The organism is Bradyrhizobium iriomotense (genome assembly GCF_018129405.1).
Taxonomy (GTDB): Bacteria; Pseudomonadota; Alphaproteobacteria; order Rhizobiales; family Xanthobacteraceae; genus Bradyrhizobium; species Bradyrhizobium iriomotense_B.
Map to the genome: position 1 here is coordinate 226830 of NZ_JAFCLP010000008.1, position 18379 is coordinate 245208.

The 18379-nt window shown below is 64.1% G+C and carries 19 protein-coding genes; 9 read left to right on the plus strand and 10 right to left on the minus strand.

The annotated features are described in order from the left end of the window. The first annotated feature begins 26 nt into the window (after nucleotides 1-26). On the plus strand, nucleotides 27-296 hold the full coding sequence (locus tag JQ592_RS19275) for a BolA family protein (protein WP_433996428.1): 270 nt from the start codon (nucleotides 27-29) through the stop codon (nucleotides 294-296). Between the two features lie 90 nt (nucleotides 297-386). Here the strand turns inward: JQ592_RS19275 and JQ592_RS19280 are convergent, their stop codons facing one another. From JQ592_RS19280 to JQ592_RS19290, 3 genes are all read right to left on the minus strand, one after another. Continuing rightward, a complete protein-coding gene (locus JQ592_RS19280; RefSeq protein WP_211404374.1) occupies nucleotides 387-1691 on the minus strand; it encodes an HlyC/CorC family transporter in 1305 nt (434 codons plus the stop codon). A gap of 79 nt (nucleotides 1692-1770) precedes the next feature. After that, a complete protein-coding gene (gene aroB / locus JQ592_RS19285) occupies nucleotides 1771-2919 on the minus strand; it encodes a 3-dehydroquinate synthase (protein WP_211404375.1) in 1149 nt (382 codons plus the stop codon). Further along, on the minus strand, nucleotides 2916-3539 hold the full coding sequence (locus JQ592_RS19290) for a shikimate kinase (protein ID WP_211404376.1): 624 nt from the start codon (nucleotides 3537-3539) through the stop codon (nucleotides 2916-2918). Before JQ592_RS19290 ends, aroB begins: the two co-directional genes overlap by 4 nt. Nucleotides 3540-3708: 169 nt before the next feature. Between JQ592_RS19290 and JQ592_RS19295 the strand changes: the two genes are divergently transcribed. The 7 genes from JQ592_RS19295 to JQ592_RS19325 all read left to right on the plus strand — a co-directional run bounded on the left by JQ592_RS19295 (nucleotide 3709) and on the right by JQ592_RS19325 (nucleotide 9783). Beyond that, the gene (locus tag JQ592_RS19295) at nucleotides 3709-3855 is read left to right on the plus strand and encodes a hypothetical protein (RefSeq protein WP_035669499.1); all 147 of its coding nucleotides are present in this window, start codon (nucleotides 3709-3711) and stop codon (nucleotides 3853-3855) included. A gap of 17 nt (nucleotides 3856-3872) precedes the next feature. After that, on the plus strand, nucleotides 3873-4832 hold the full coding sequence (gene xerD / locus JQ592_RS19300) for a site-specific tyrosine recombinase XerD (RefSeq protein ID WP_211404377.1): 960 nt from the start codon (nucleotides 3873-3875) through the stop codon (nucleotides 4830-4832). A 267-nt stretch (nucleotides 4833-5099) separates the two neighbouring features. Then, entirely contained in the window at nucleotides 5100-6062 is a 963-nt protein-coding gene (locus tag JQ592_RS19305; protein ID WP_211404378.1) for an acetyl-CoA carboxylase carboxyltransferase subunit alpha, read from the plus strand. A 541-nt stretch (nucleotides 6063-6603) separates the two neighbouring features. Beyond that, nucleotides 6604-8106, plus strand: coding sequence for a L,D-transpeptidase family protein (locus JQ592_RS19310; RefSeq protein WP_246820515.1), 1503 nt, complete (start codon nucleotides 6604-6606; stop codon nucleotides 8104-8106). A gap of 106 nt (nucleotides 8107-8212) precedes the next feature. Further along, nucleotides 8213-9061: a DUF3883 domain-containing protein gene (locus JQ592_RS19315; RefSeq protein ID WP_211404380.1), complete on the plus strand. Its 849-nt coding sequence runs from the start codon at nucleotides 8213-8215 to the stop codon at nucleotides 9059-9061. A gap of 75 nt (nucleotides 9062-9136) precedes the next feature. Further along, nucleotides 9137-9373 carry an AbrB/MazE/SpoVT family DNA-binding domain-containing protein gene (locus JQ592_RS19320; protein WP_211404381.1) on the plus strand — a complete coding sequence of 79 codons (237 nt, stop codon included), beginning with the start codon at nucleotides 9137-9139 and terminating at the stop codon, nucleotides 9371-9373. Next, nucleotides 9370-9783, plus strand: a complete 414-nt coding sequence (locus tag JQ592_RS19325; RefSeq protein ID WP_211404382.1) for a PIN domain-containing protein — start codon at nucleotides 9370-9372, stop codon at nucleotides 9781-9783. The genes JQ592_RS19320 and JQ592_RS19325 overlap by 4 nt, the downstream gene beginning before the upstream one ends. 250 nt (nucleotides 9784-10033) lie before the next feature. Here JQ592_RS19325 and JQ592_RS19330 read toward each other — a convergent pair whose 3' ends face one another. From JQ592_RS19330 to JQ592_RS19360, 7 genes are all read right to left on the minus strand, one after another. Continuing rightward, nucleotides 10034-10729 (minus strand): branched-chain amino acid ABC transporter ATP-binding protein, encoded by a 696-nt coding sequence (locus JQ592_RS19330; RefSeq protein ID WP_211404383.1) that lies wholly within the window; start codon nucleotides 10727-10729, stop codon nucleotides 10034-10036. After that, nucleotides 10722-11453: an ABC transporter ATP-binding protein gene (locus tag JQ592_RS19335; protein ID WP_211404384.1), complete on the minus strand. Its 732-nt coding sequence runs from the start codon at nucleotides 11451-11453 to the stop codon at nucleotides 10722-10724. The genes JQ592_RS19330 and JQ592_RS19335 overlap by 8 nt, the downstream gene beginning before the upstream one ends. Beyond that, nucleotides 11443-12531, minus strand: coding sequence for a branched-chain amino acid ABC transporter permease (locus tag JQ592_RS19340; protein WP_211404385.1), 1089 nt, complete (start codon nucleotides 12529-12531; stop codon nucleotides 11443-11445). The genes JQ592_RS19335 and JQ592_RS19340 overlap by 11 nt, the downstream gene beginning before the upstream one ends. Before the next feature lie 241 nt (nucleotides 12532-12772). Beyond that, nucleotides 12773-13990, minus strand: coding sequence for a substrate-binding protein (locus tag JQ592_RS19345; protein ID WP_211404386.1), 1218 nt, complete (start codon nucleotides 13988-13990; stop codon nucleotides 12773-12775). Between the two features lie 4 nt (nucleotides 13991-13994). After that, nucleotides 13995-14852, minus strand: a complete 858-nt coding sequence (locus tag JQ592_RS19350) for a branched-chain amino acid ABC transporter permease (protein WP_100235671.1) — start codon at nucleotides 14850-14852, stop codon at nucleotides 13995-13997. 36 nt (nucleotides 14853-14888) lie between these two features. Beyond that, a complete protein-coding gene (locus tag JQ592_RS19355) occupies nucleotides 14889-16403 on the minus strand; it encodes an amidase (RefSeq protein ID WP_211404387.1) in 1515 nt (504 codons plus the stop codon). Between the two features lie 162 nt (nucleotides 16404-16565). After that, on the minus strand, nucleotides 16566-17750 hold the full coding sequence (locus JQ592_RS19360; protein ID WP_349630478.1) for a substrate-binding domain-containing protein: 1185 nt from the start codon (nucleotides 17748-17750) through the stop codon (nucleotides 16566-16568). Nucleotides 17751-17929: 179 nt separating this feature from the next. Here JQ592_RS19360 and JQ592_RS19365 point away from each other — a divergent pair, with 179 nt between their 5' ends. Then, nucleotides 17930-18373: a MarR family winged helix-turn-helix transcriptional regulator gene (locus JQ592_RS19365; RefSeq protein ID WP_025576502.1), complete on the plus strand. Its 444-nt coding sequence runs from the start codon at nucleotides 17930-17932 to the stop codon at nucleotides 18371-18373. Nucleotides 18374-18379: the final 6 nt, after the last annotated feature.

Below are 18379 nucleotides of genomic sequence, written 5' to 3' on the forward strand. Positions count from 1 at the left end.
CACGATGACGCGCCTTAATGGCACTCATGGTTATGAAAGATACTATCAGCAACAAGTTGCAGGAAGCTTTCACCCCGGAAAGCCTGCAAGTCGTCGACGAGTCACATTTGCATGAGGGTCACGCCGGCCATCGGCCGAGCGGCGAGACACACTTTCGGGTCTATATCGTGTCTGATGCCTTCAAAGGGAAGACCCGGGTCGAGCGCCATCGCATGATAAATTCGGCGCTGGCCGCGGAACTTTCCGGCAGCGTGCATGCGCTCGCGATCCACGCGCAGGCGCCGGGGGAAAATTAGTTCGTCATTCCGGGGCGGCTCGAAGAGCCGAACCCGGAATCTCGAGATTCCGGGTTCGATGCTTCGCATCGCCCCGGAATGACTGAAGGCTCAAAACGACGTCCCGGCCCTTCTTGGCCTGGGTTCTTCCATCTCGGCCTCGCGCGGCACCGGTGAAATACGGAGCGCGGTGATGCGGTTGCGTTCGCGGCGGAGGACGCGGAAGCGGAAGCCGTGGAAGGTGAAGCTCTGGCCGCGGTCGGGGATCGAGCGCGCCTCGTGAATGACGAGGCCGGCGACCGTGGTTGCCTCTTCATCGGGCAGGTGCCAGTCCATGGCGCGGTTGAGGTCGCGGATCGGCACCGAGCCGTCGACCACGACCGAGCCGTCCGGCTGGGCGCGCACGCCGGCAACCACGACGTCGTGCTCGTCGGAGATGTCGCCGACGATCTCCTCCAGGATATCTTCCAGCGTCACAAGACCTTCAACTTCGCCGTACTCGTCGACGACGAGCGCGAAATGGGTCTTGCGGCGACGGAATGCCTTGAGCTGCTCGGACACCGGCCGCATCTCCGGCACGAACCAGGGCGGCAGCGCGATGGTGGAGACGTCGATGCGCGAGGTGTCGCCTTCGGAAGCGCGGATCGCCCGCAACAGATCCTTGGCGTGCAGCACGCCGATGATGTTCTCCGGCTTCTCGCGCCACAAGGGAATGCGGGTGTATTCGGTCGCCAGCACCTCGCGCACCAGCTCTTCCGGCGGCAGATCGGCGTTGATCATCATCATCTCGGTGCGATGGATCATGACGTCGGAGACCTGGAGCTCGCGCAGATCCAAGAGGCCGCCGAGCATGTCGCGGTCCTGCTTCTCGAATTTGCCCTCGTGGTGCAAGAGGTCCACCGCGCCGCGCAGGCGCTCGGTCGGCGACAGGATCGCCTGGTGCTCGCCGGCGAGGCCGAACAGGCGCATCAGCAGGCGCACGATGACTTCGACGATCCTGAGCAGCGGCCCGAGCACATACATCGTCAGCCGCATCGGACGCGCGACCGCGAGCGCCATGCGGTCAGGCGCGTTGATCGCGATGGTTTTGGGCAGCACCTCCGCGAAGATCACGACCAGGGCGGTCATCACGCCGGTCGCATAGAGCACGCCGACATCGCCGAACCACGACGTGAAGATTCCGGTGGCGAGCGCGGACGCCCCGATATTGGCGATGTTGTTGCCGAGCAAAAGCGCGCCGATCAGGCGCTCGCGCATGTCGAGCAGCTGCGAGACGACGTCGGCGTCGCGATTACCCTGCTTGGAGAGCCGCAGCATGCTGGCGCGCGAGGCGCCGGTCAGCGCGGTCTCGCTCGCGGCGAAGAACGCCGAGACCAGGAGGCAGAGGACGACGATGGTGAATCCGAGCCAGTCCATGCATCACTCTAGTTACGTTCGACGCGTTTTCCTGGCGCGAGGCGGTATCCACTTCGCTCGAAAACGCTTTAGCGCTGCGTCATGCCTTTTGCGCGAGCTTCTCTTTGAGGAAATCGCGCACCGGCGCCGGCTCGACGTCCTTCGCGATCACCGCGCGGCCCACGGCCTCCAGCAGGATGAAGGTGAGCTTGCCACGCTTGACCTTCTTGTCCTGCGCCATCAGCGCCATCAGCGCGTCGGCGTCCGCAAGGCCTTCCTGGGCAAATCCCGCGATATCCTGCAGGCGCGTCGGCAGGCCGGCTTCAATGAGATGGCGCTCGACCCGCGCAGCATCAGCCTCTCCGATCATGCCGAGCTTCGCCGAGAACTGCGCTGCCAGCGTCATGCCGATGGCCACGCCCTCGCCATGGAACAGGCGGTCGGAGAACCCGGTCGCCGCTTCCAGCGCGTGGCCGAAGGTGTGGCCGAGATTGAGCAGCGCGCGCTCGCCGGTTTCGCGCTCGTCGCGCGAGACGATTCCGGCCTTGGCGCGGCAGGAGGTCGCGATCGCATGCTCGCGCGCCGAACCGCCCTTGAGGATGTCGGAATGGTTGTTTTCCAGCCAGCTGAAGAAGGCCTCGTCGCCGAGCACGCCGTATTTGGCGACCTCGGCATAGCCGGCGCGGAACTGACGCGGCGACAGCGTGTCCAGCACGGCGGTGTCGGCGATGACAAGCACCGGCTGGTGGAAGGCGCCGAGCAGATTCTTGCCCTGCGGCGAGTTGATACCGGTCTTGCCGCCGACGGAAGAATCGACCTGCGCCAGCAGCGAGGTCGGCACCTGCACGAAATCGACGCCGCGGCGCAGGATCGCGGCTGCAAAGCCGGCGAGATCGCCGACCACGCCGCCGCCGAGCGCGATGACGAGATCGTTGCGCTCGATCTTTGCGGCGATCAGGGCTTCGCTGACCTTCTCGAGGCCCGCATAGGTTTTCGAGATCTCGCCTTCCTCGACCACGATGCGCGAGGTCGGAATGCCGCTCGCTGCGAGAGAGGCCTCAGTCGGCTCGAGCCAGTGCTTTGCAACGGTGCGGTCGGTCACGATCGCCGTGCGCACGCCGGGGCGCAAGGCTGCGACGCGCTCGCCGAGCGAGGCCAGAATGCCACGGCCGATGACGATCTCATAGGCGCGATCGCCGAGCGCGACGCCGACATTGACGGGATCGGAATGTTTCAACGGCGCAGTCATCTTAACGCACTCGCAACGTCGGCAGGTGGTGGGGCGGGCTGTTCGCCGCAAAGATGGGCGCGCAGCGTCTCGATGCACTCCTCGACGATCTTGTCGTGCGGCACGTCGCGCGAGGCGATGGTGAGGTCGGCCTTGCCGTAGACCGGCTCGCGCTCGGTGAGGAGGCGCGTCACCGTCCCCTCGGGGTCGGCGGTCTGGAGCAGCGGACGGTCGGCGCGGCGGCGCACCCGGCGCATGATGACGTCGTGGTCCGCCCTGAGCCAGATCGAGACCGCCTTGGCGGCGATGCGGGTCCGCGTCTCCTCGCGCATGAAGGCGCCGCCGCCGGTCGCCAGCACCACCGGCCCGCCCTCGAGCAGGCGCGCGATCACCCGTGCCTCGCCGTCGCGGAAATGCTGCTCGCCGTGGCGCTCGAAAATCTCCGGTATGGTCATGCCGGCCGCCGCCTCGATCTCGGTGTCGGCATCGACAAAGGGCAGCTTGAGCCTGATAGCCATGCGGCGGCCGATGGTGGATTTGCCCACCCCCATCATGCCGACGAGCACGATCGAGCGCTTTCCGAGCGCCGACAGGATGTCGGCCTCAGGCGAAGCGGGAATCGGCAACGCGGCGTCGGACATAAATCTCAGCTCTAAATCTCGCTCAAACTGCCGCCAAAGGCGGCATCCCTCGGCCACCTATACGACCCCGCAGGGGCCCTCGCCAGAGGACTCTTGCCACGAAACGGCGAACATGTTGGATGATTTCATTGGTTAATTTGCCCGCCCGGACCTCAGGAACCTTTGCACGATGCCCAGCCTGTTCCGCTTCCTGACGGTCGTCGCCGTGATCGCCGGCATCGTCTATGGCGTGGTCTTCGCGCTGGCGAACTTCGTGAACCCGAAGCCGCGGGAAATGACAGTGACGATCCCGCCGGATAAGTTTCTCAAGAAATAGCAGCTAGGCTCCGGCGCATGCGCGCAAAGCCCTCCGATAGCAAGCTCACCGGCCTGTTCCTCGACATGCTCGCGGCGGAACAGGGCGCCGGCCCCAACACGCTCGACGCCTACCGCCGCGACCTCACCGATTTCTCGGAGTTTCTCGGCCGCGCCGGCCATACATTCGCAGGCGCGGACACGCAAGTCCTGCGCGACTATCTCGCCGATCTCGACACGCGCGGATTCAAATCCACCAGTGTCGCGCGGCGGCTATCGGCGATGCGGCATCTCTACCGCTTCCTGCTGAACGAGCGCATCCGCGGCGACGATCCCGCGGCGATACTATCAGGCCCGAAGCGCGGCCGCGGCCTGCCAAAGGTGCTGTCGATCGCGGATGTCGACCGCATGCTCCGCCGCGCCAAGGAATTGAGCGAGGCGGAAGAGGTATCGCCGTCGAAGCGGCTGCGGGCGTTGCGGCTCTATTGCCTGCTCGAGGTGCTCTACGCCACGGGCCTGCGCGTCTCCGAGCTGGTGGCGCTGCCGCGCTCGGCGGCCAAGCGCGACGCCCGCATGATCGTGGTGCGTGGCAAGGGCAACAAGGAACGGCTGGTGCCGCTCAACGACGCCTCGCGCCAGGCGATGGCGGATTATCTCGCGGCGACGGAGGCCGCGAAGACGGAGAAAAAGAAAGACAGCCTCGCCGCCTCGAAATGGCTATTCCCCTCCTTCGGCGAGAGCGGGCATCTGACGCGGCAGCACTTTGCCCGCGATTTGAAGGAGCTCGCGGTTGCCTCCGGCCTGCAGGCCCGGCTGGTCTCCCCGCACGTGCTGCGCCACGCCTTTGCCAGCCATCTGCTGCACAACGGCGCGGACTTGCGCATCGTGCAGACCTTGCTGGGGCACACCGACATCTCCACGACCCAGATCTACACCCATGTGGTCGAGGAGCGGCTGAAGAGCCTTGTGCGCGACCTGCACCCGCTGGCGGAGAAGTGAGAGTTCGTAGCCCGGATGAGCGCAGCGACATCCGGGACTGGTGCCCGAGGCGCGACCGGCCCCGGATATCGCTGCGCTCATCCGGGCTACGGGCAACTCATGAAACCGCCTTGACTTCGGCCACATCTCCGCAGAAAGAGCCGGGGCCTTTCGACTGATTTGGCTTCCTGCCACCAGCACACAAGCCAACTCGTTGAAGAAGCTACACTTCTTTCCTCGGCTCCAAATCCGCTTCGACGCCTCGCCCCGTCCCCCTATACTGAGTTGATGCAAGACCAGATGCGCAGCTATCTCGACTTCGAAAAGCCCGTCGCCGAGCTCGACTCCAAGGTCGACGAATTGCGCGCGCTCGCCGCCACCGGCACCGACATCAGCGACGAGGTCGGACGGATCGAGGACAAGGCGGCGCAGGCGCTGGCCGACCTCTATACGAACCTGACACCGTGGCAGAAGACGCTGGTCGCGCGGCATCCGCAGCGGCCGCATTTCAACGATTTCATCAAGGGCCTGATCACCGAATTCACCCCGCTCGCCGGCGACCGCAAATTCGGCGAGGACGAGGCGCTGGTCGCCGGCTTCGGCCGCTTCCGCGGCGAGCCGATCTGCGTGATGGGCCAGGAGAAGGGCGATTCCACCGAGAGCCGCATCCGGCACAATTTCGGCATGGCGCGGCCCGAGGGCTATCGCAAATGCGTGCGGCTGATGGAGTTGGCCGAGCGGTTCGGCCTGCCGGTGCTGTCGCTCGCCGATTCCGCCGGCGCCTATCCCGGCATCGGCGCCGAGGAGCGCGGCCAGGCGGAAGCGATCGCGCGCTCGACCGATGCGTGCCTGGCGCTGACCGTGCCGAACGTCGCCATCATCACCGGCGAAGGCATGTCGGGCGGCGCCATCGCCATCACCACCGCCAACAAGGTGCTGATGCTGGAGCACGCGATCTACAGCGTGATCTCGCCGGAGGCGGCGTCCTCCATCCTCTGGCGCGATGGCACCAAGGCGCAGGAAGCCGCCAACAACATGAAGATCACCGCCCAGGACATGCTCCGTTTCGGGGTGATCGATCAGATCCTGAAGGAGCCGGTCGGCGGCGCCCACCGCGACCCCGCCGCCATGATCGCCACCACCGGCGATGCCATCGCCAAGGCCTTTGACGAGCTGCGGGGCCTGGACGCGGATGCGATCCGCAAGCAGCGGCGGCAGAAATTCCTCGATATCGGCCGGAAACTGGGCTGATTCGGACGGGTTTGCCCCCTCCGTCGTCGTCCTGGCGAAAGCCAGGACCCATTACCACCACCCCTCGTTTTGCGAAGGCTGCTGGTTCATGGCTCGGCCAACCAACCGGCGCTTGGGGTAATGGGTCCTGGCTTTCGCCAGGACGACACCGAATTTGAGGCCCGGCCAAACCACCCCCCGGTAACCCCGCGTTAACCCTTTTTTTGCCCAAATCGGCGATCTGAGTCCGGACTGGGCCGCAAAGCCCAAGTAAGGCCCAAAGTCGCGTCCATTTAGTCTCTGTTGACCATGCCACTGGGCCAACGCCCTCGTGATCCCCGCTCGGGTTGCGACCAGATGACCCAGAGGTTAGAATTTTAATCAATGGCTTCAGGGCATAAGCGCTGGAGCGTGGTCTGAACGAGCCCGCCACGGCGGGTCGGTTTTCCGGTCGGATCACGCGCCAAAAGAATTGGGGTTCGCGCTCTCTGCCCGGCACGGTGTGGGGTCCATCTTGATTTCTCGTTCGCTTGCTCGCGCGCTCTTGGCTTCGGTTGCGCTGATGACGGCCGGTGTTCTGCTGGCCGCCTGCGATACCGATCAGGTCTCGCTCGCGACCAACGCCAAGGCCAACCAGCCGGTGCCGCCGAAGCTTCTCGCCGCGATGGTCGAGAAGGACATGGACCTGCAATCGCCGATCCTGGTTCGCCTGTTCAAGCAGGAGGCCGAGCTCGAGGTCTGGAAGCAGACCCGCAACGGCCAGTTCGCACTGCTCAAGACCTATCCGATCTGCCGCTGGTCGGGCGACCTCGGCCCCAAGGTGCGCGAAGGCGACCGCCAGGCGCCGGAAGGATTTTATTCGATCAATCCGGGCCAGATGAATCCGCAGTCGGCCTATTACCTCTCCTTCAACACCGGCTATCCGAACGCGTTCGACAAGGCGCTGGGCCGCACCGGCTCGCAGCTGATGGTGCATGGCGACTGTTCGTCGCGCGGCTGCTACGCGATGACGGACGAGCAGATCGCGGAGATCTATTCGCTGGGCCGTGAGTCGTTCTTCGGCGGCCAGAAGGCGTTCCAGCTGCAGGCCTATCCGTTCAAGATGACGCCGGTGAACATGGCCAAGCACCGGAACAATCCGAACATGGCCTTCTGGAAGATGATCAAGGAAGGCTATGATCATTTCGAGGTGACGCGGCAGGAGCCGAAGGTCGATTTCTGCGAGAAGAAGTATGTCTTCGACGCCACGAAGCCGGCCGACGCCAAGCGCGATCCGGTGTTCGACGCCTCGGCCAAGTGCCCTGCCTATGTGATCCCCGAGGACGTCGCCAGCGCCGTGCGCGAGAAGCAGGCGAAGGAAGAAGCCGAATACGCCAGGCTGGTCGCCAAGGGCACGCCGGTGGCGCGCATGAACACCGGCATCGACGGCGGCATGAACAAGATCTTCGCCGCCAAGATTCCGGAAGGCTCGACCGGCCTGTCGGAGAGCGCCGAAGGCAACACGCTGCAGATGCTGGCGATGGCGAAGGCGCCGGGCACGATCCCCGGCCACGTCAATCCGCCCAAGCCGAATCTCGACGCGGCCGCGTCCGCGCCTGCGCCGCAGGAAGAGCCGGTTGTCGCCGTCAGCGCGCCCGCCGCCAATACGCGCGTCGCTGCCGCCGCGCCGGCCGAGAAATCCGGCGGCTTCTTCTCCAATCTCGGCCGCAAGATGGGCTTCAGTACCGCCGACACCACGCCGCCGCAGGCCACCGCGTCGGTTGCTCCGGCCACGACCTCCACGACGCCGCCGACCGCTGCGTCGCGGCTGAAGGCGGCGGTGACGAGATTCGTGCCGGGGCACGACAAGTCCAAGGACGCCGCGAAGGATGCGCCGAAGCCGACGGTCGCCGCCGCCAAGCCGGCAGAGCCGCCAAAGCCGCAGCCCGACACGCGCCTCGCCCAGACGCGTCCCGCGCTGAAGTCGTCGGTGTCGGATGGCGCGAGCGACAGCACCCAGCTGGCCGGCGCCGCGCCGGTGGTGCAGTCGAACTCGTTCGACAGCCGCTTTGGGGCGATGAAGTAGCGGGCGCTCTCATCGCTCATGACGAAAGCGGTTCTTTCTGCATTTTAGGCGCCGCCGTTGCACGCGGCACCTTCCCTGATACTCTCCAAGTCCAAGAGGCTGAAACTTGGACCGGGAGAATACTGAGGATATCGCTGGAACACCTTGGACGGAGATCGAGATCTCCGCCGTGGTCGATAGCTATTTTCGGATGCTGGCTTCTGAGAGAGCAGGAGCCGCCTACAGCAAGGCCCAGAATCGACGCCAGCTCATGACGATCGTGCGTCGGTCTGAAGGCTCGATCGAACGCAAACTTCAAAATATCTCCGCCGTTCTCGATATGCTCGGCGCGCAGTGGATTAACGGCTACAAGCCGTTGGCGCACTATCAGGACGCCTTGATCGCTGCCGTCGAGCGCAACGTCGGACAGGCACCGGACTTTCTCTATCCCGCAAGCACAGACACCCAACCGCTGGCGCTCAACGACGACGCCGTCTTTATTGCTCCGCCATCCGTCGCAGATTTCGAGAAGACACTGACGCCCGCCGTTCGCCGACTGGTCGGAAAGTTCGACCCCGCCGAGCGTGATGCCAGGAACCGTCAATTGGGGGAAGCCGGCGAGAAATTCGTCGTGGAGTTCGAGCGCGACCGCTTACGACGCGCTGGACGCAGTGATCTCGCAGATGACGTCCGCTGGGTTTCCCATTTGGACGGAGATGGGTACGGCTACGATGTCCGCTCCTTTGAACCAGATGGCCAAGAGCGGCTTCTGGAAACTAAAACGACGTGCGGGCACGAACGCACCGCATTTTGGCTCACCAGGCGGGAAGTCGATGTTGCTGCAGAGCAGAGCGATAGATTCCGAATCCGGCGCGTCTTCCACTTCCGTAACCGCCCGCAGATGTTCGAGTTAGCACCGCCGCTCGAGCATGCGCTCCTGATGACGCCGACCACCTATTCTGCCGAACCGAGATAACCCCGTCCCCGGCTTGACTCTCAAGATATCCTTACTAGGATATACATCATCAATTAGGATATCATGGAGGCTGCGATGCAGGTTTCCAAATGGGGCAACAGCCTTGCTGTTCGCTTGCCCAAAGCGCTTGTGGAGGAGCTGGGCCTCAAAGAAGGCGACGAACTCGAGGTGGTCGCGGCCCGAAAAGGCGCGATAGAGGTCGAGACCAAGGAAGAGCGGCGTCGCCGAGCGATAGAGAATATGCGCACGCGCAACTGGCCGCCCTTGCCTGCTGATTACAAGTTCGATCGCGACGAGGCGAACGAGCGGTGAGCGCGTTTCTGGATACGAACGTTCTCGTCTACGCCCAGCAGACGGGCACCAAGGCGAAGATCTCGCAAGACCTGATCGAGGAGGGCGGCACCATCAGCGTGCAAGTCCTGAACGAACTCGCAAACGTCTTGAGCAAGAAGCAGGGACGAAGCTGGCGTGACATCGAGCTTGTACTGGATGATATCGACAATACGCTCGATCCGGCGCTGCCTCTGACGGAGAAGACAAGCCGCGCGGCCCTTGCGCTGGCACAAAATGACGGCTTTGCCTTCTATGATGCGCTGATCGTTGCCGCCGCGATCGAGGCCGGCTGCAATATCCTCTATAGTGAAGACATGCAACATGGCCGCAGTGTCGGCGGGCTCACCATCGTCAATCCATTCCTCGACAACGTCTCACCCTCACCCTGAGGTGGCCGCTTCTTCAGCGGCCCTCGAAGGGCGACGGCCCGGCTGACTGCTCGGCCGTTCATCCTTCGAGGCTCACCCCGCGATGCTTGCGCATCGCGGGCCTCGCACCTCAGGATGGCGGAACTGGCAGCTCGTAGCCCGGATGAGCGCAGCGACATCCGGGAATGTCCAAGCGGTCCGCGCATGTCGCTTCGCTCGTGCGGGCTACGGCAGTTGAGATGGGGTGAGAGCGCCGGGCTTCAGCGCCACCCTACGGCGCCAGATACCGCATCAGCTCCGGATTGCCCCTCACCTCACCCGCCGCGCCCTGCAGCGCGACGCGGCCGCGGTCCAGGACGTAGGCGTAGTCGGCCACACGTAGCGCCAAGTCGAGGTGCTGCTCGACGATGATGACGGCGATGTCTTTCGCGAGCTCGATCAGGCGTTCGGTGATCTCCTCGATGACGCCGATCCAGACGCCTTCGGTCGGCTCGTCCAGCAGCAGCAATTTTGGATCGCCCAACATCGCGCGGCCGATGGCGAGCATCTTGCGCTCGCCGCCGGAGAGGGTGCCGGCGGGCTGGTCGAGGCGCTGGCCGAGCTTGGGGAAGATGGTCAGCACGCGGTCGACGGCTAAGGCATCCTTGCTCGCGAGCGAGCCGACCGCGAGATTGTCGCGCACCGACAGGCGCGCGAATACCGAATGCTCCTGCGGCACGTAGCCGATGCCGGCGCGAACGCGCTCCTGGGTGGCACGGTGGCTGATGTCGCGGCCGTCGAAGGCGACCTCGCCCTTCCAGGCCGGCAGCTCGCCGACGATGGTCTTCATCAGCGTGGTCTTGCCGGCGCCGTTGCGCCCGAGCACGGCGACGCCGCCGCGCCAGGGGATTCCGAGCGTGACGTCGAACAGGACCTGGCTGCGGCCATAGCCGGCGTCGAGATGCTTGATGTCCAAAAATTCAGGCACGGCGCAGATAGATCTCCTGGACGGATTTGTTGGCCTGGATCTCGGACACCGTGCCCGACGCCAGCACCTTGCCCTGGTCGAGCACGGTGAGGCGATCGCAGATGTCGCGGATGAAATCGAGGTCGTGCTCGACGATGACGAGCGAGCAATGTTTTTTGATCGGCTGCAGCAGCTCACCGGTGACGCGGCGCTCCTCCAGGCTCATGCCGCCGGTTGGTTCGTCGAGCAGCAAGAGTTTCGGCTTGCCGGCAAGCGCCATGGCAATCTCCAGCCATTGCTGCTGGCCGTGCGACAGCGCCGCCGCCGCATCGAAGGCGCGATCGGCGAGGCGGAACTGCGTCAGCATGGTCATGACCTGATCGTGCAGCGCGCCGCGGGTGCGCGAGAACACGAGGTCGAACAGCGAGGACTGCGCCTGCAGCGCGAGCAGGATGTTGTCGTAGAGCGTCAGCGTCGGCAGCACGCTGGTGATCTGGAATTTCAGGCTCATGCCGGCGCGGGCACGCTCGGTCGGCGTGAAGGCCGTGATGTCGGTGTTGACGAAGGCCACCTTGCCTTGCGTCGGCACTTCGGCGCCGGCGATGCACTTCATCAGCGTGCTCTTGCCGGAGCCGTTCGGGCCGATCAGGCCGTGAAACTCGTTCTCGCCGACGGTGAGGGCTGCGCCGTCAAGCGCGGTGAGCTTGCCAAAAACCTTTTTGATGCCGGCGGCCTCAAGGAGCATTGCGCTTCTCCTTGATCTTGGCGCCAAAGCTTCCGACCCGCTCGCGCTCGCCCAAGACAAAACTGATCAGGCCGAGCGGCCGGAACAGGATCACGAGCAGCAGCAGCAGGCCCAGAATGATCGGCCAGATGTCGCGATAGTTGTCCGAGAGCCAGAAGCTGACGCCCTCGACGATCACGGTGCCGATGACGGCGCCGATCAGCGTGCCGGAGCCGCCGAACAGCACGTAGAGCACGACCTGGGTCGAAACGACGACGCCCACCATGTTGGGCCAGACGAAACCTTCGTGAAAGGCGTAGAGGCTGCCGGCGAGACCTGCGATGGCGCCACCGATCGCGAAGATGATGGCCTTGAGGTGCTGCGCCTTGTAGCCGAAGAAGGCGATGCGCTGCTCGTTCTCGCGCAGGCCCGCGAGCGCGAGGCCAAACTGCGAGCGCACCAGGAAGCGGCAGAGCAGGTAGACGACGACGAGGATGCCGAGCACGAGATAGTAGAAGGCCGGCCCTTCCGAGAACTCGTAACCGCCGAGGGACATCGGCGCGATCGAGGGGATGCCGTTCTGGCCGCCGAGATAGTACCAGCCGCGCGCGAGGCGATCGGCGGCGTAGGAGCCCGTGAGCGTGCCCAGCGAGACGAAGATCACGCTGGAGGGATGCCGTCCCAGCAGCAGGAAGCCGCCGAGCAGGAGCGCGAAAGTGAGGCCGATCAGCGTACCCGCGGGCAGCACCAGGAAGATGTTGGTGATGTCGAGGTCGCGCGCGAGCAGCGCGACCCCATAGCCGGCCGAGCCGAAGAACAGGGCCTGGCCAAAGCTCATGATGCCGGCATAGCCCCAGACCAGATCGAACGACAGCGCGAACAGCGCGAGGATGATCACGCGCGTCGTAAACACGGTGAGATAGTCTTGCAGCACCAGCGGCGCGAGCAGCGCCGCGACCAGCACGACGCCCTCGACGATCGGCAGAACTTTTCGCGCCGCCGATCGCTCAGCTGGCACGCCTACGGCCACCGAAACGTCTATCTCATCCCCGACGTCGGCGTGGACCGCCTGCTTAGCTACACCCATGGATTTCAGCATTTCGAATCAAGCGCCTGGTGGTGGTCGACACCTCTCCCCGACGGGGAGAGGTCGGATTGCACTTGGCGATGCGAAGCATCGTCCAAAGCAATCCGGGTGAGGGGCCGCGGTACCCAGTGAGACCAGATCCCCTCACCCGGATCGCATCTTGCGATGCGACATAGCCGAAGCTTCGCTTCGGCGTCCTTCAGGACGGCCGCCAAAGGCGGCCTATGCCTCTCCCTACGGGAGAGGTGAAGATTCAGCATTCCTTGGGATCGACGAGGCCGTTGCTGCGCGCGACGATCTCGTAGTTCCCACCCTTGGCGACTGCGGTGTACATCTTCATCTTGCAGTGCCGCTTGCCCGGCACCATCTCGGCAGGTCCGCCCGGGCCTTCGGCGATCTTGGCATGGTCCAGCGCCGCGGCGACCGAGTCGCGGTCGATCTTGCCGGCTTCCTTGACCGCGGCTTCCCACAGCTTCAGCCCGCGATAGGTGCCGGTCGCCGCGCTGCCGGCGGCGAACAGGAAGTTGCCCGGAAAATCCTTCTCGTAAGCGGCCTGAATCTTTGCGTCGAACGGGTTCTCCTTGGTCAGCACCTTGAAATAGTCGAGACAGCTTGCAAGGCCCTCGATCTCGCTCGCCTGGTTGATGTTGAGCGTGTTCTCGTCATAGTAGACGCAGGCGAGACGCCCGCCGTTCTTGAGGAAGCCGGCTTCATAAAGCTGCTTGAAGAACGGACCGACACCGGGCGGAATGACGGTGTTGAAGACGACGTCGACCTTGTTGGAGATGATGCGGTTGACGGTCGCGGAGAAATCGACCTGGTCGAGCGGGTAGTATTCCTCGAACACGACCTCGCCGCCGTTCGCTTCGATCACCTTGCGGGCATAGACGTTGAGCGTGTGCGGCCAGACATAGTTCGCGCTCGGCAGCGCGAACTTCTTGCCGCCGTTCTTGATCAGCCAGGGAATGAACTCGTCGCATTGCTGCGCCGGCGTCGGGCCGGTGCAGAACAGGTAGGGCGTGCACTCCTTGCCTTCGTAGAGCTGCGGATAGATGTAGAGCGTCTTGCCGCGCGCCACGATCGGATCCTTGATCGCATTGCGCATCGACGAGGTGATGCCACCGAGCACCATGTCGACCTTGTCGCGCTGGATCAGTTTTCGCACGTTGCCGACTGCGACGGATTCGTTGGAGGCGGTGTCCTCGATATAGAGCTCGAGCGGACGGCCGAGCAGGCCACCGGAATTGTTGATCTCCTTGATCACCATCTTGGCGACATTGGCGTCGGCGTTGCCGGCATAGGCGATCGGACCGGTGAGGTCGGTGGCGATGCCGACCTTGATCGGGCCTTCCGCCGCGTTGGCCCAGTCGGCCGGGATCACCCAGCTGCCGACGCCGGTCGCGACCGCGCCGGTGGCAAAGGCGAAATTGGAGAGGAAACGGCGGCGTGAGAGCTGAGTGCGATTGAACATGTGACTAAACCCCTTTTCCAGCGATGAGGCCCTGCGGGCGGAATTTGATGAAGACAATGGCGAGCACGAAGACGAGGACGTCGGCGACGACGGGAGCCATCACCCATGGCAGCGCGGCACTGAGCGTGCCGATGACGCCGGCGCCTGCGACCGGCCCGATGAAGGAGCCGACGCCGCCGACCATGACCGCGACAAAGCCCTGGATCAGGAAACGCAGGCCGAGATCGGCAAACAGGCTGAACACCGGCACGATCAGCGCACCGGCAAGGCCGGCGAGCGCGGCACCGAAAGCGAACGTTGCGCCGTAGATCAGCGGCGTGGAAATGCCCGATGCGCGGGCCAGCGACGGGTTCTCCAGCGTGGCGCGGACGCGGAGGCCGAAGCTCGTGCGCGACAGCAGGAGATAGCAGCCGCCCATCACCAGCAGCGTGATGACGATGATGGTGAAGCGCCAGGCCGAGATGTGCATGGCGCCGATATCGATCGAGCCGCCGATCGGCTCGGGCACGGTGAGATAGAAGCCGCCGATCAAGCCGCGGACGGATTCGCGGATGATCAGGCCGAGCGCATAGGTGCCGAGCATGGCGACGATGGGCGCGGCATAGAAGCGCCGGATGATCAGCGCCTCCAGCACGAAGCCGAGCGCACCGACCACGAAGGGCGCCGCGACCATGCCGGCCCAGATCGGCATGCCCTTGGCATAGGCGAGATAGGTGATGTAGGCCCCGAGCAGGACGAACTCTCCTTGCGCGAAGTTGAAGATGCCCATCATGCTGGCGATGATCCCGAGCCCCAGCACGATCAGGACGATGATCGCGCCGAAGCTCAGGATCTCGAACGCCGCGACGAACGCGTTAGCCATGCGGTAGAATTCCGTCGGCCTGCATGAACACCTCGCTCACATCTTCTTCCAGTCGCCGATCTGCTCGAAGGCATGGGCGGCGCGGTAGATGGTGGATTCCTCGAACATGCGGCCGACCAGCATCAGGCCGACCGGCAGGCCGTCGACCATGCCGCAGGGCAGCGACATCGCGGGGTGATGGGTGATGTCGAACGGCGCGGTGTTCGAGATCATCTCGAGCGCGCGGGCAACGTATTCCTCGCGGCTGGCATTGGGCTCCGGCAGCTTGGTCGCCTTCATCGGCGTCGTCGGCAGCAAAAGCAGATCGTAATCCCCAAGCGCCTTGTCGTAGGCCGCAGTGAGGCGGCGGGAGATATTGAGCGCCTTGCCGTAGAAGCGTGGACCGAAATTGTTGTTGATGTAGGTGCCGAGCATCATGAACAGCTTCGTAGTCTCGGACAGCGAGTCGGCCTGCCGGCGCCAGCCGCGATGAAAGTCCATCAGCGAGGTCGAATAGAGATCGCCGCGGCTGAGGCCGTAGCCGTCGCCGAACATCATGGTCTGGGTCAGGCCTTCGGTGCCGATCGGGGTCCAGATCGCGCCGCCCAGGAGGTGCATCGGGATCGAGACAGTCTCTACGGTCGCGCCCAGATCCTTGAAGCGCTTTGCCGCCTCGCGCACGCTTTCATTCACCGCAGCCTCGGCGACCGGCTGCTCAAAACCTTCCTTGAGGATGCCGATCTTCATGCCCTTGACGCCCTGGCCGAGCGCCTTGGTGTATTCCTCGACCTTCGGCGCCTTGATGCGCGGATCGTAGCCGTCATCGCCGGCGAGCACTTCCAGCAGCAGCGCGTTGTCGGCAACCGTCGCCGTCATCGGGCCGGTATGGTCGACATAGATCTCGATCGGCATGATCCCGGTGTAGGGCACGAGTCCCCATGTCGGCTTCATGCCGTAGATGCCGCAGAACGACGACGGCATGCGGATCGAGCCGCCCTGGTCGCCGCCGATCGCCATGTCGACCTCGCCGAGCGCGACCACGACGCCCGAGCCCGACGACGAGCCGCCGGCCGAGTAACCCATCTTGTGCGGATTATGCACCGGCCCGTAGGAGCCGGTGTGGCTGCCGCCGGACAGGCAGAAGTGCTCGCAATGGGTTTTACCGGCGATCTCTGCGCCGGCATCCAGCATGCGCGTGACGATGGTGGCGTCGAAATCGGGCACATAGCCTTCCAGCGTCGACGAGCCGTTGGTCATGGGCACGCCGGCCAGCATAATGTTGTCTTTCAGCGCGATGGTCTTGCCCTTGAGCTTGCCGCTGGCGGCGCCCTTCACGGTCGACTTGCGATACCAGGCATTGCGCGGGTTCTCCTCGGCCGAGGGCCGATAGCCCGGCGTGCGCGGATATTTCACCTCGGGCACCTCGTCCGGCATCGCGGCAACGAGATTGTAGGCTTCGATCGAGCCCTGCATCAGGCCGCGGAACGAGGCGACGTCGTCATCGGTGAGCGAAAGGCCGCATTGCTCGGCGACACTGCGAAGTTGGGCGGGCGTGGGAAGGACAACTGTCACGGCGCTCTCCTCTGAGGCTTCTTGATCCCTGGCATTGGACGGAAGCCTCTCGCTCGCGCCTGCACGGCGCGGGCCAACCGGCTTCGCGGCGATATTACAGACGGAAATATTTTCCTTTTCAAGTATTATTTCGCAAGTCCACTGCGCAAGGCCAGCGGCCGCTCAGAGCGTCCTGATGATCCTGAAGTCGAGACCGTCGGCTTCGGCGAGGTACATCGGCATCTCGGCGCGGCCGTCGCGCAGCGTCACGGGGCCACGGCCAGCCGTATACACTGTGTTGCGCGCGGCCTTGAGCAGCGGACGAAAGGCCAGCGAGCCGGCGCGGTTGGCGACGGATTCCAGGAAGCGCAGCCCTTCGTAGTTCGACTGACCAACGGAGCCGACCGGCGGCGCGTTGGCGCCGAACATGGAATGATAGGCGCTGAGGAACTCGTCATTGGCGCGCGAGACCATGCCGTTGAAATAGCCGGAGGCGCAGAACAGATTCTCGGTGTTGTCGGCGCCGATGCCGAGCAGCACGGTCTCGTCCATCGCACCGGCGAGCCGCAGCGTGGAAGTGGCAAGGCCCGCTTCGGCAAAGGCGCGGTTGAAGGTGATGCTGTCGGTGCCAATCAGCGAGATCAGCACCACATCCGGCTTGGCTGCGCGGATGCGCGCCAGGTGCGGCTCGTGATTATCCTCCCCGACGGGAACGAACTCCTCGCCGACCACTTGGCCGCCGGCCTCCTTGATGTAGCGTTTCACCGATCGATGCGACTGCCAGGGCCAGACATAGTCGCTGCCGATCAGGTACCAGCGCGCGGCCTTCTTGACGTCCGCCAGCCAGTGGATCGCCGGCCGGCTCTGCCAGCGCGGCGTCTCGCCGATCGCCATCACCCCCGGCGTGCGCTCGCCGCCCTCATAGACCGGAGTGTAGATGTAGGGGATGCGGTTGCCGGTGACCTTGCGCAGCGCGACGCGGACCGCGCTGATATGCGAGCCCATGATGAGGTCGACCTCGTCGAAAGCGATCGCCTGCTCGGCACGGCGCACCACCTCGTCGATCGGACCGCCGGAATCGTAGATCGACAGCTCGAGCTCACGACCGAGAATGCCGCCGCGCTTGTTGATCTCGGCGACCGCCAGCATCGCGCTGTTGGTGGAGGTCGGGCCCCAGATCCCGGGCGAGCCGGTGAAGGTGAGGAAATTGCCGATCCGCAGCTTGTTGCGCGCGCCGCGGCGCTTCATGAAATGCGCGTCGACCGGAGACAGGTCGAAGTCAGTCGCCGAGGACGACAGATTCCTGAACAGCAAGGACGGCGGCAACGCCGGACCGCCGTGAGCCGGGAAGTTTACCGTCGCGCGCACGCCAACTCCTGTTTGGCTCCAGACCTGAAAGCACATTGAGCAGGCGGCCGCGGCTTCCGCCCTTTTGTTGGGCAATGATCCTATTTTGAAAATATTGAATATTCAAGAATTGAAGTGCATATAGATGCAGCATTGATTGCAAGACATTCACTCATTTGGGTCAAGACGAAGTCTTAGCCGTGGCAAAACCGTCGAAAGAAAACTCCCCGATCACCGAACATCTCGCCTATCTGCTCGCGCAAGCCAACCGGGAGATCAACCGGCAGCTGGAACTGCGCTTGAGCAAGGAAGGTGTTCCCGTCGAGCAATGGCGCATCCTGAAGGTTCTCTCCGATGGCAACGGCCATTCAATGGGCGAGCTTGCGGACGCGGTGCTGCTCAACCATCCGACGCTGACCAAGATGATCGACCGCATGGTCTCCGACACGCTGGTCTATCGCGTGCAGGACCCCAACGATCGCCGCAAGGTTTTGATGTTCATCTCCGACCGCGGCAAGGTGCTGTGCAAGAAGCTCAACTCGCTCGCGGTGGACCAGGAGGAGCACATCCTGGAGAGCTACGGCGACAAGTCGACGAGCGAGCTCAAGCGACTGCTGGAGAGTTTGATCGACAGCTCGAATTGAGTTGCG

Coding starts and splice junctions, on each gene's coding strand:
- JQ592_RS19275 (WP_433996428.1), top strand. CDS start 27: ATGGTTATGAAAGATACTATCAGCAACAAGTTGCAGGAAGCTTTCACC.
- JQ592_RS19280 (WP_211404374.1), bottom strand. CDS start 1,691: ATGGACTGGCTCGGATTCACCATCGTCGTCCTCTGCCTCCTGGTCTCG.
- aroB (WP_211404375.1), bottom strand. CDS start 2,919: ATGACTGCGCCGTTGAAACATTCCGATCCCGTCAATGTCGGCGTCGCG.
- JQ592_RS19290 (WP_211404376.1), bottom strand. CDS start 3,539: ATGTCCGACGCCGCGTTGCCGATTCCCGCTTCGCCTGAGGCCGACATC.
- JQ592_RS19295 (WP_035669499.1), top strand. CDS start 3,709: ATGCCCAGCCTGTTCCGCTTCCTGACGGTCGTCGCCGTGATCGCCGGC.
- xerD (WP_211404377.1), top strand. CDS start 3,873: ATGCGCGCAAAGCCCTCCGATAGCAAGCTCACCGGCCTGTTCCTCGAC.
- JQ592_RS19305 (WP_211404378.1), top strand. CDS start 5,100: ATGCAAGACCAGATGCGCAGCTATCTCGACTTCGAAAAGCCCGTCGCC.
- JQ592_RS19310 (WP_246820515.1), top strand. CDS start 6,604: ATGACGGCCGGTGTTCTGCTGGCCGCCTGCGATACCGATCAGGTCTCG.
- JQ592_RS19320 (WP_211404381.1), top strand. CDS start 9,137: ATGCAGGTTTCCAAATGGGGCAACAGCCTTGCTGTTCGCTTGCCCAAA.
- JQ592_RS19335 (WP_211404384.1), bottom strand. CDS start 11,453: ATGCTCCTTGAGGCCGCCGGCATCAAAAAGGTTTTTGGCAAGCTCACC.
- JQ592_RS19340 (WP_211404385.1), bottom strand. CDS start 12,531: ATGCTGAAATCCATGGGTGTAGCTAAGCAGGCGGTCCACGCCGACGTC.
- JQ592_RS19345 (WP_211404386.1), bottom strand. CDS start 13,990: ATGTTCAATCGCACTCAGCTCTCACGCCGCCGTTTCCTCTCCAATTTC.
- JQ592_RS19350 (WP_100235671.1), bottom strand. CDS start 14,852: ATGGCTAACGCGTTCGTCGCGGCGTTCGAGATCCTGAGCTTCGGCGCG.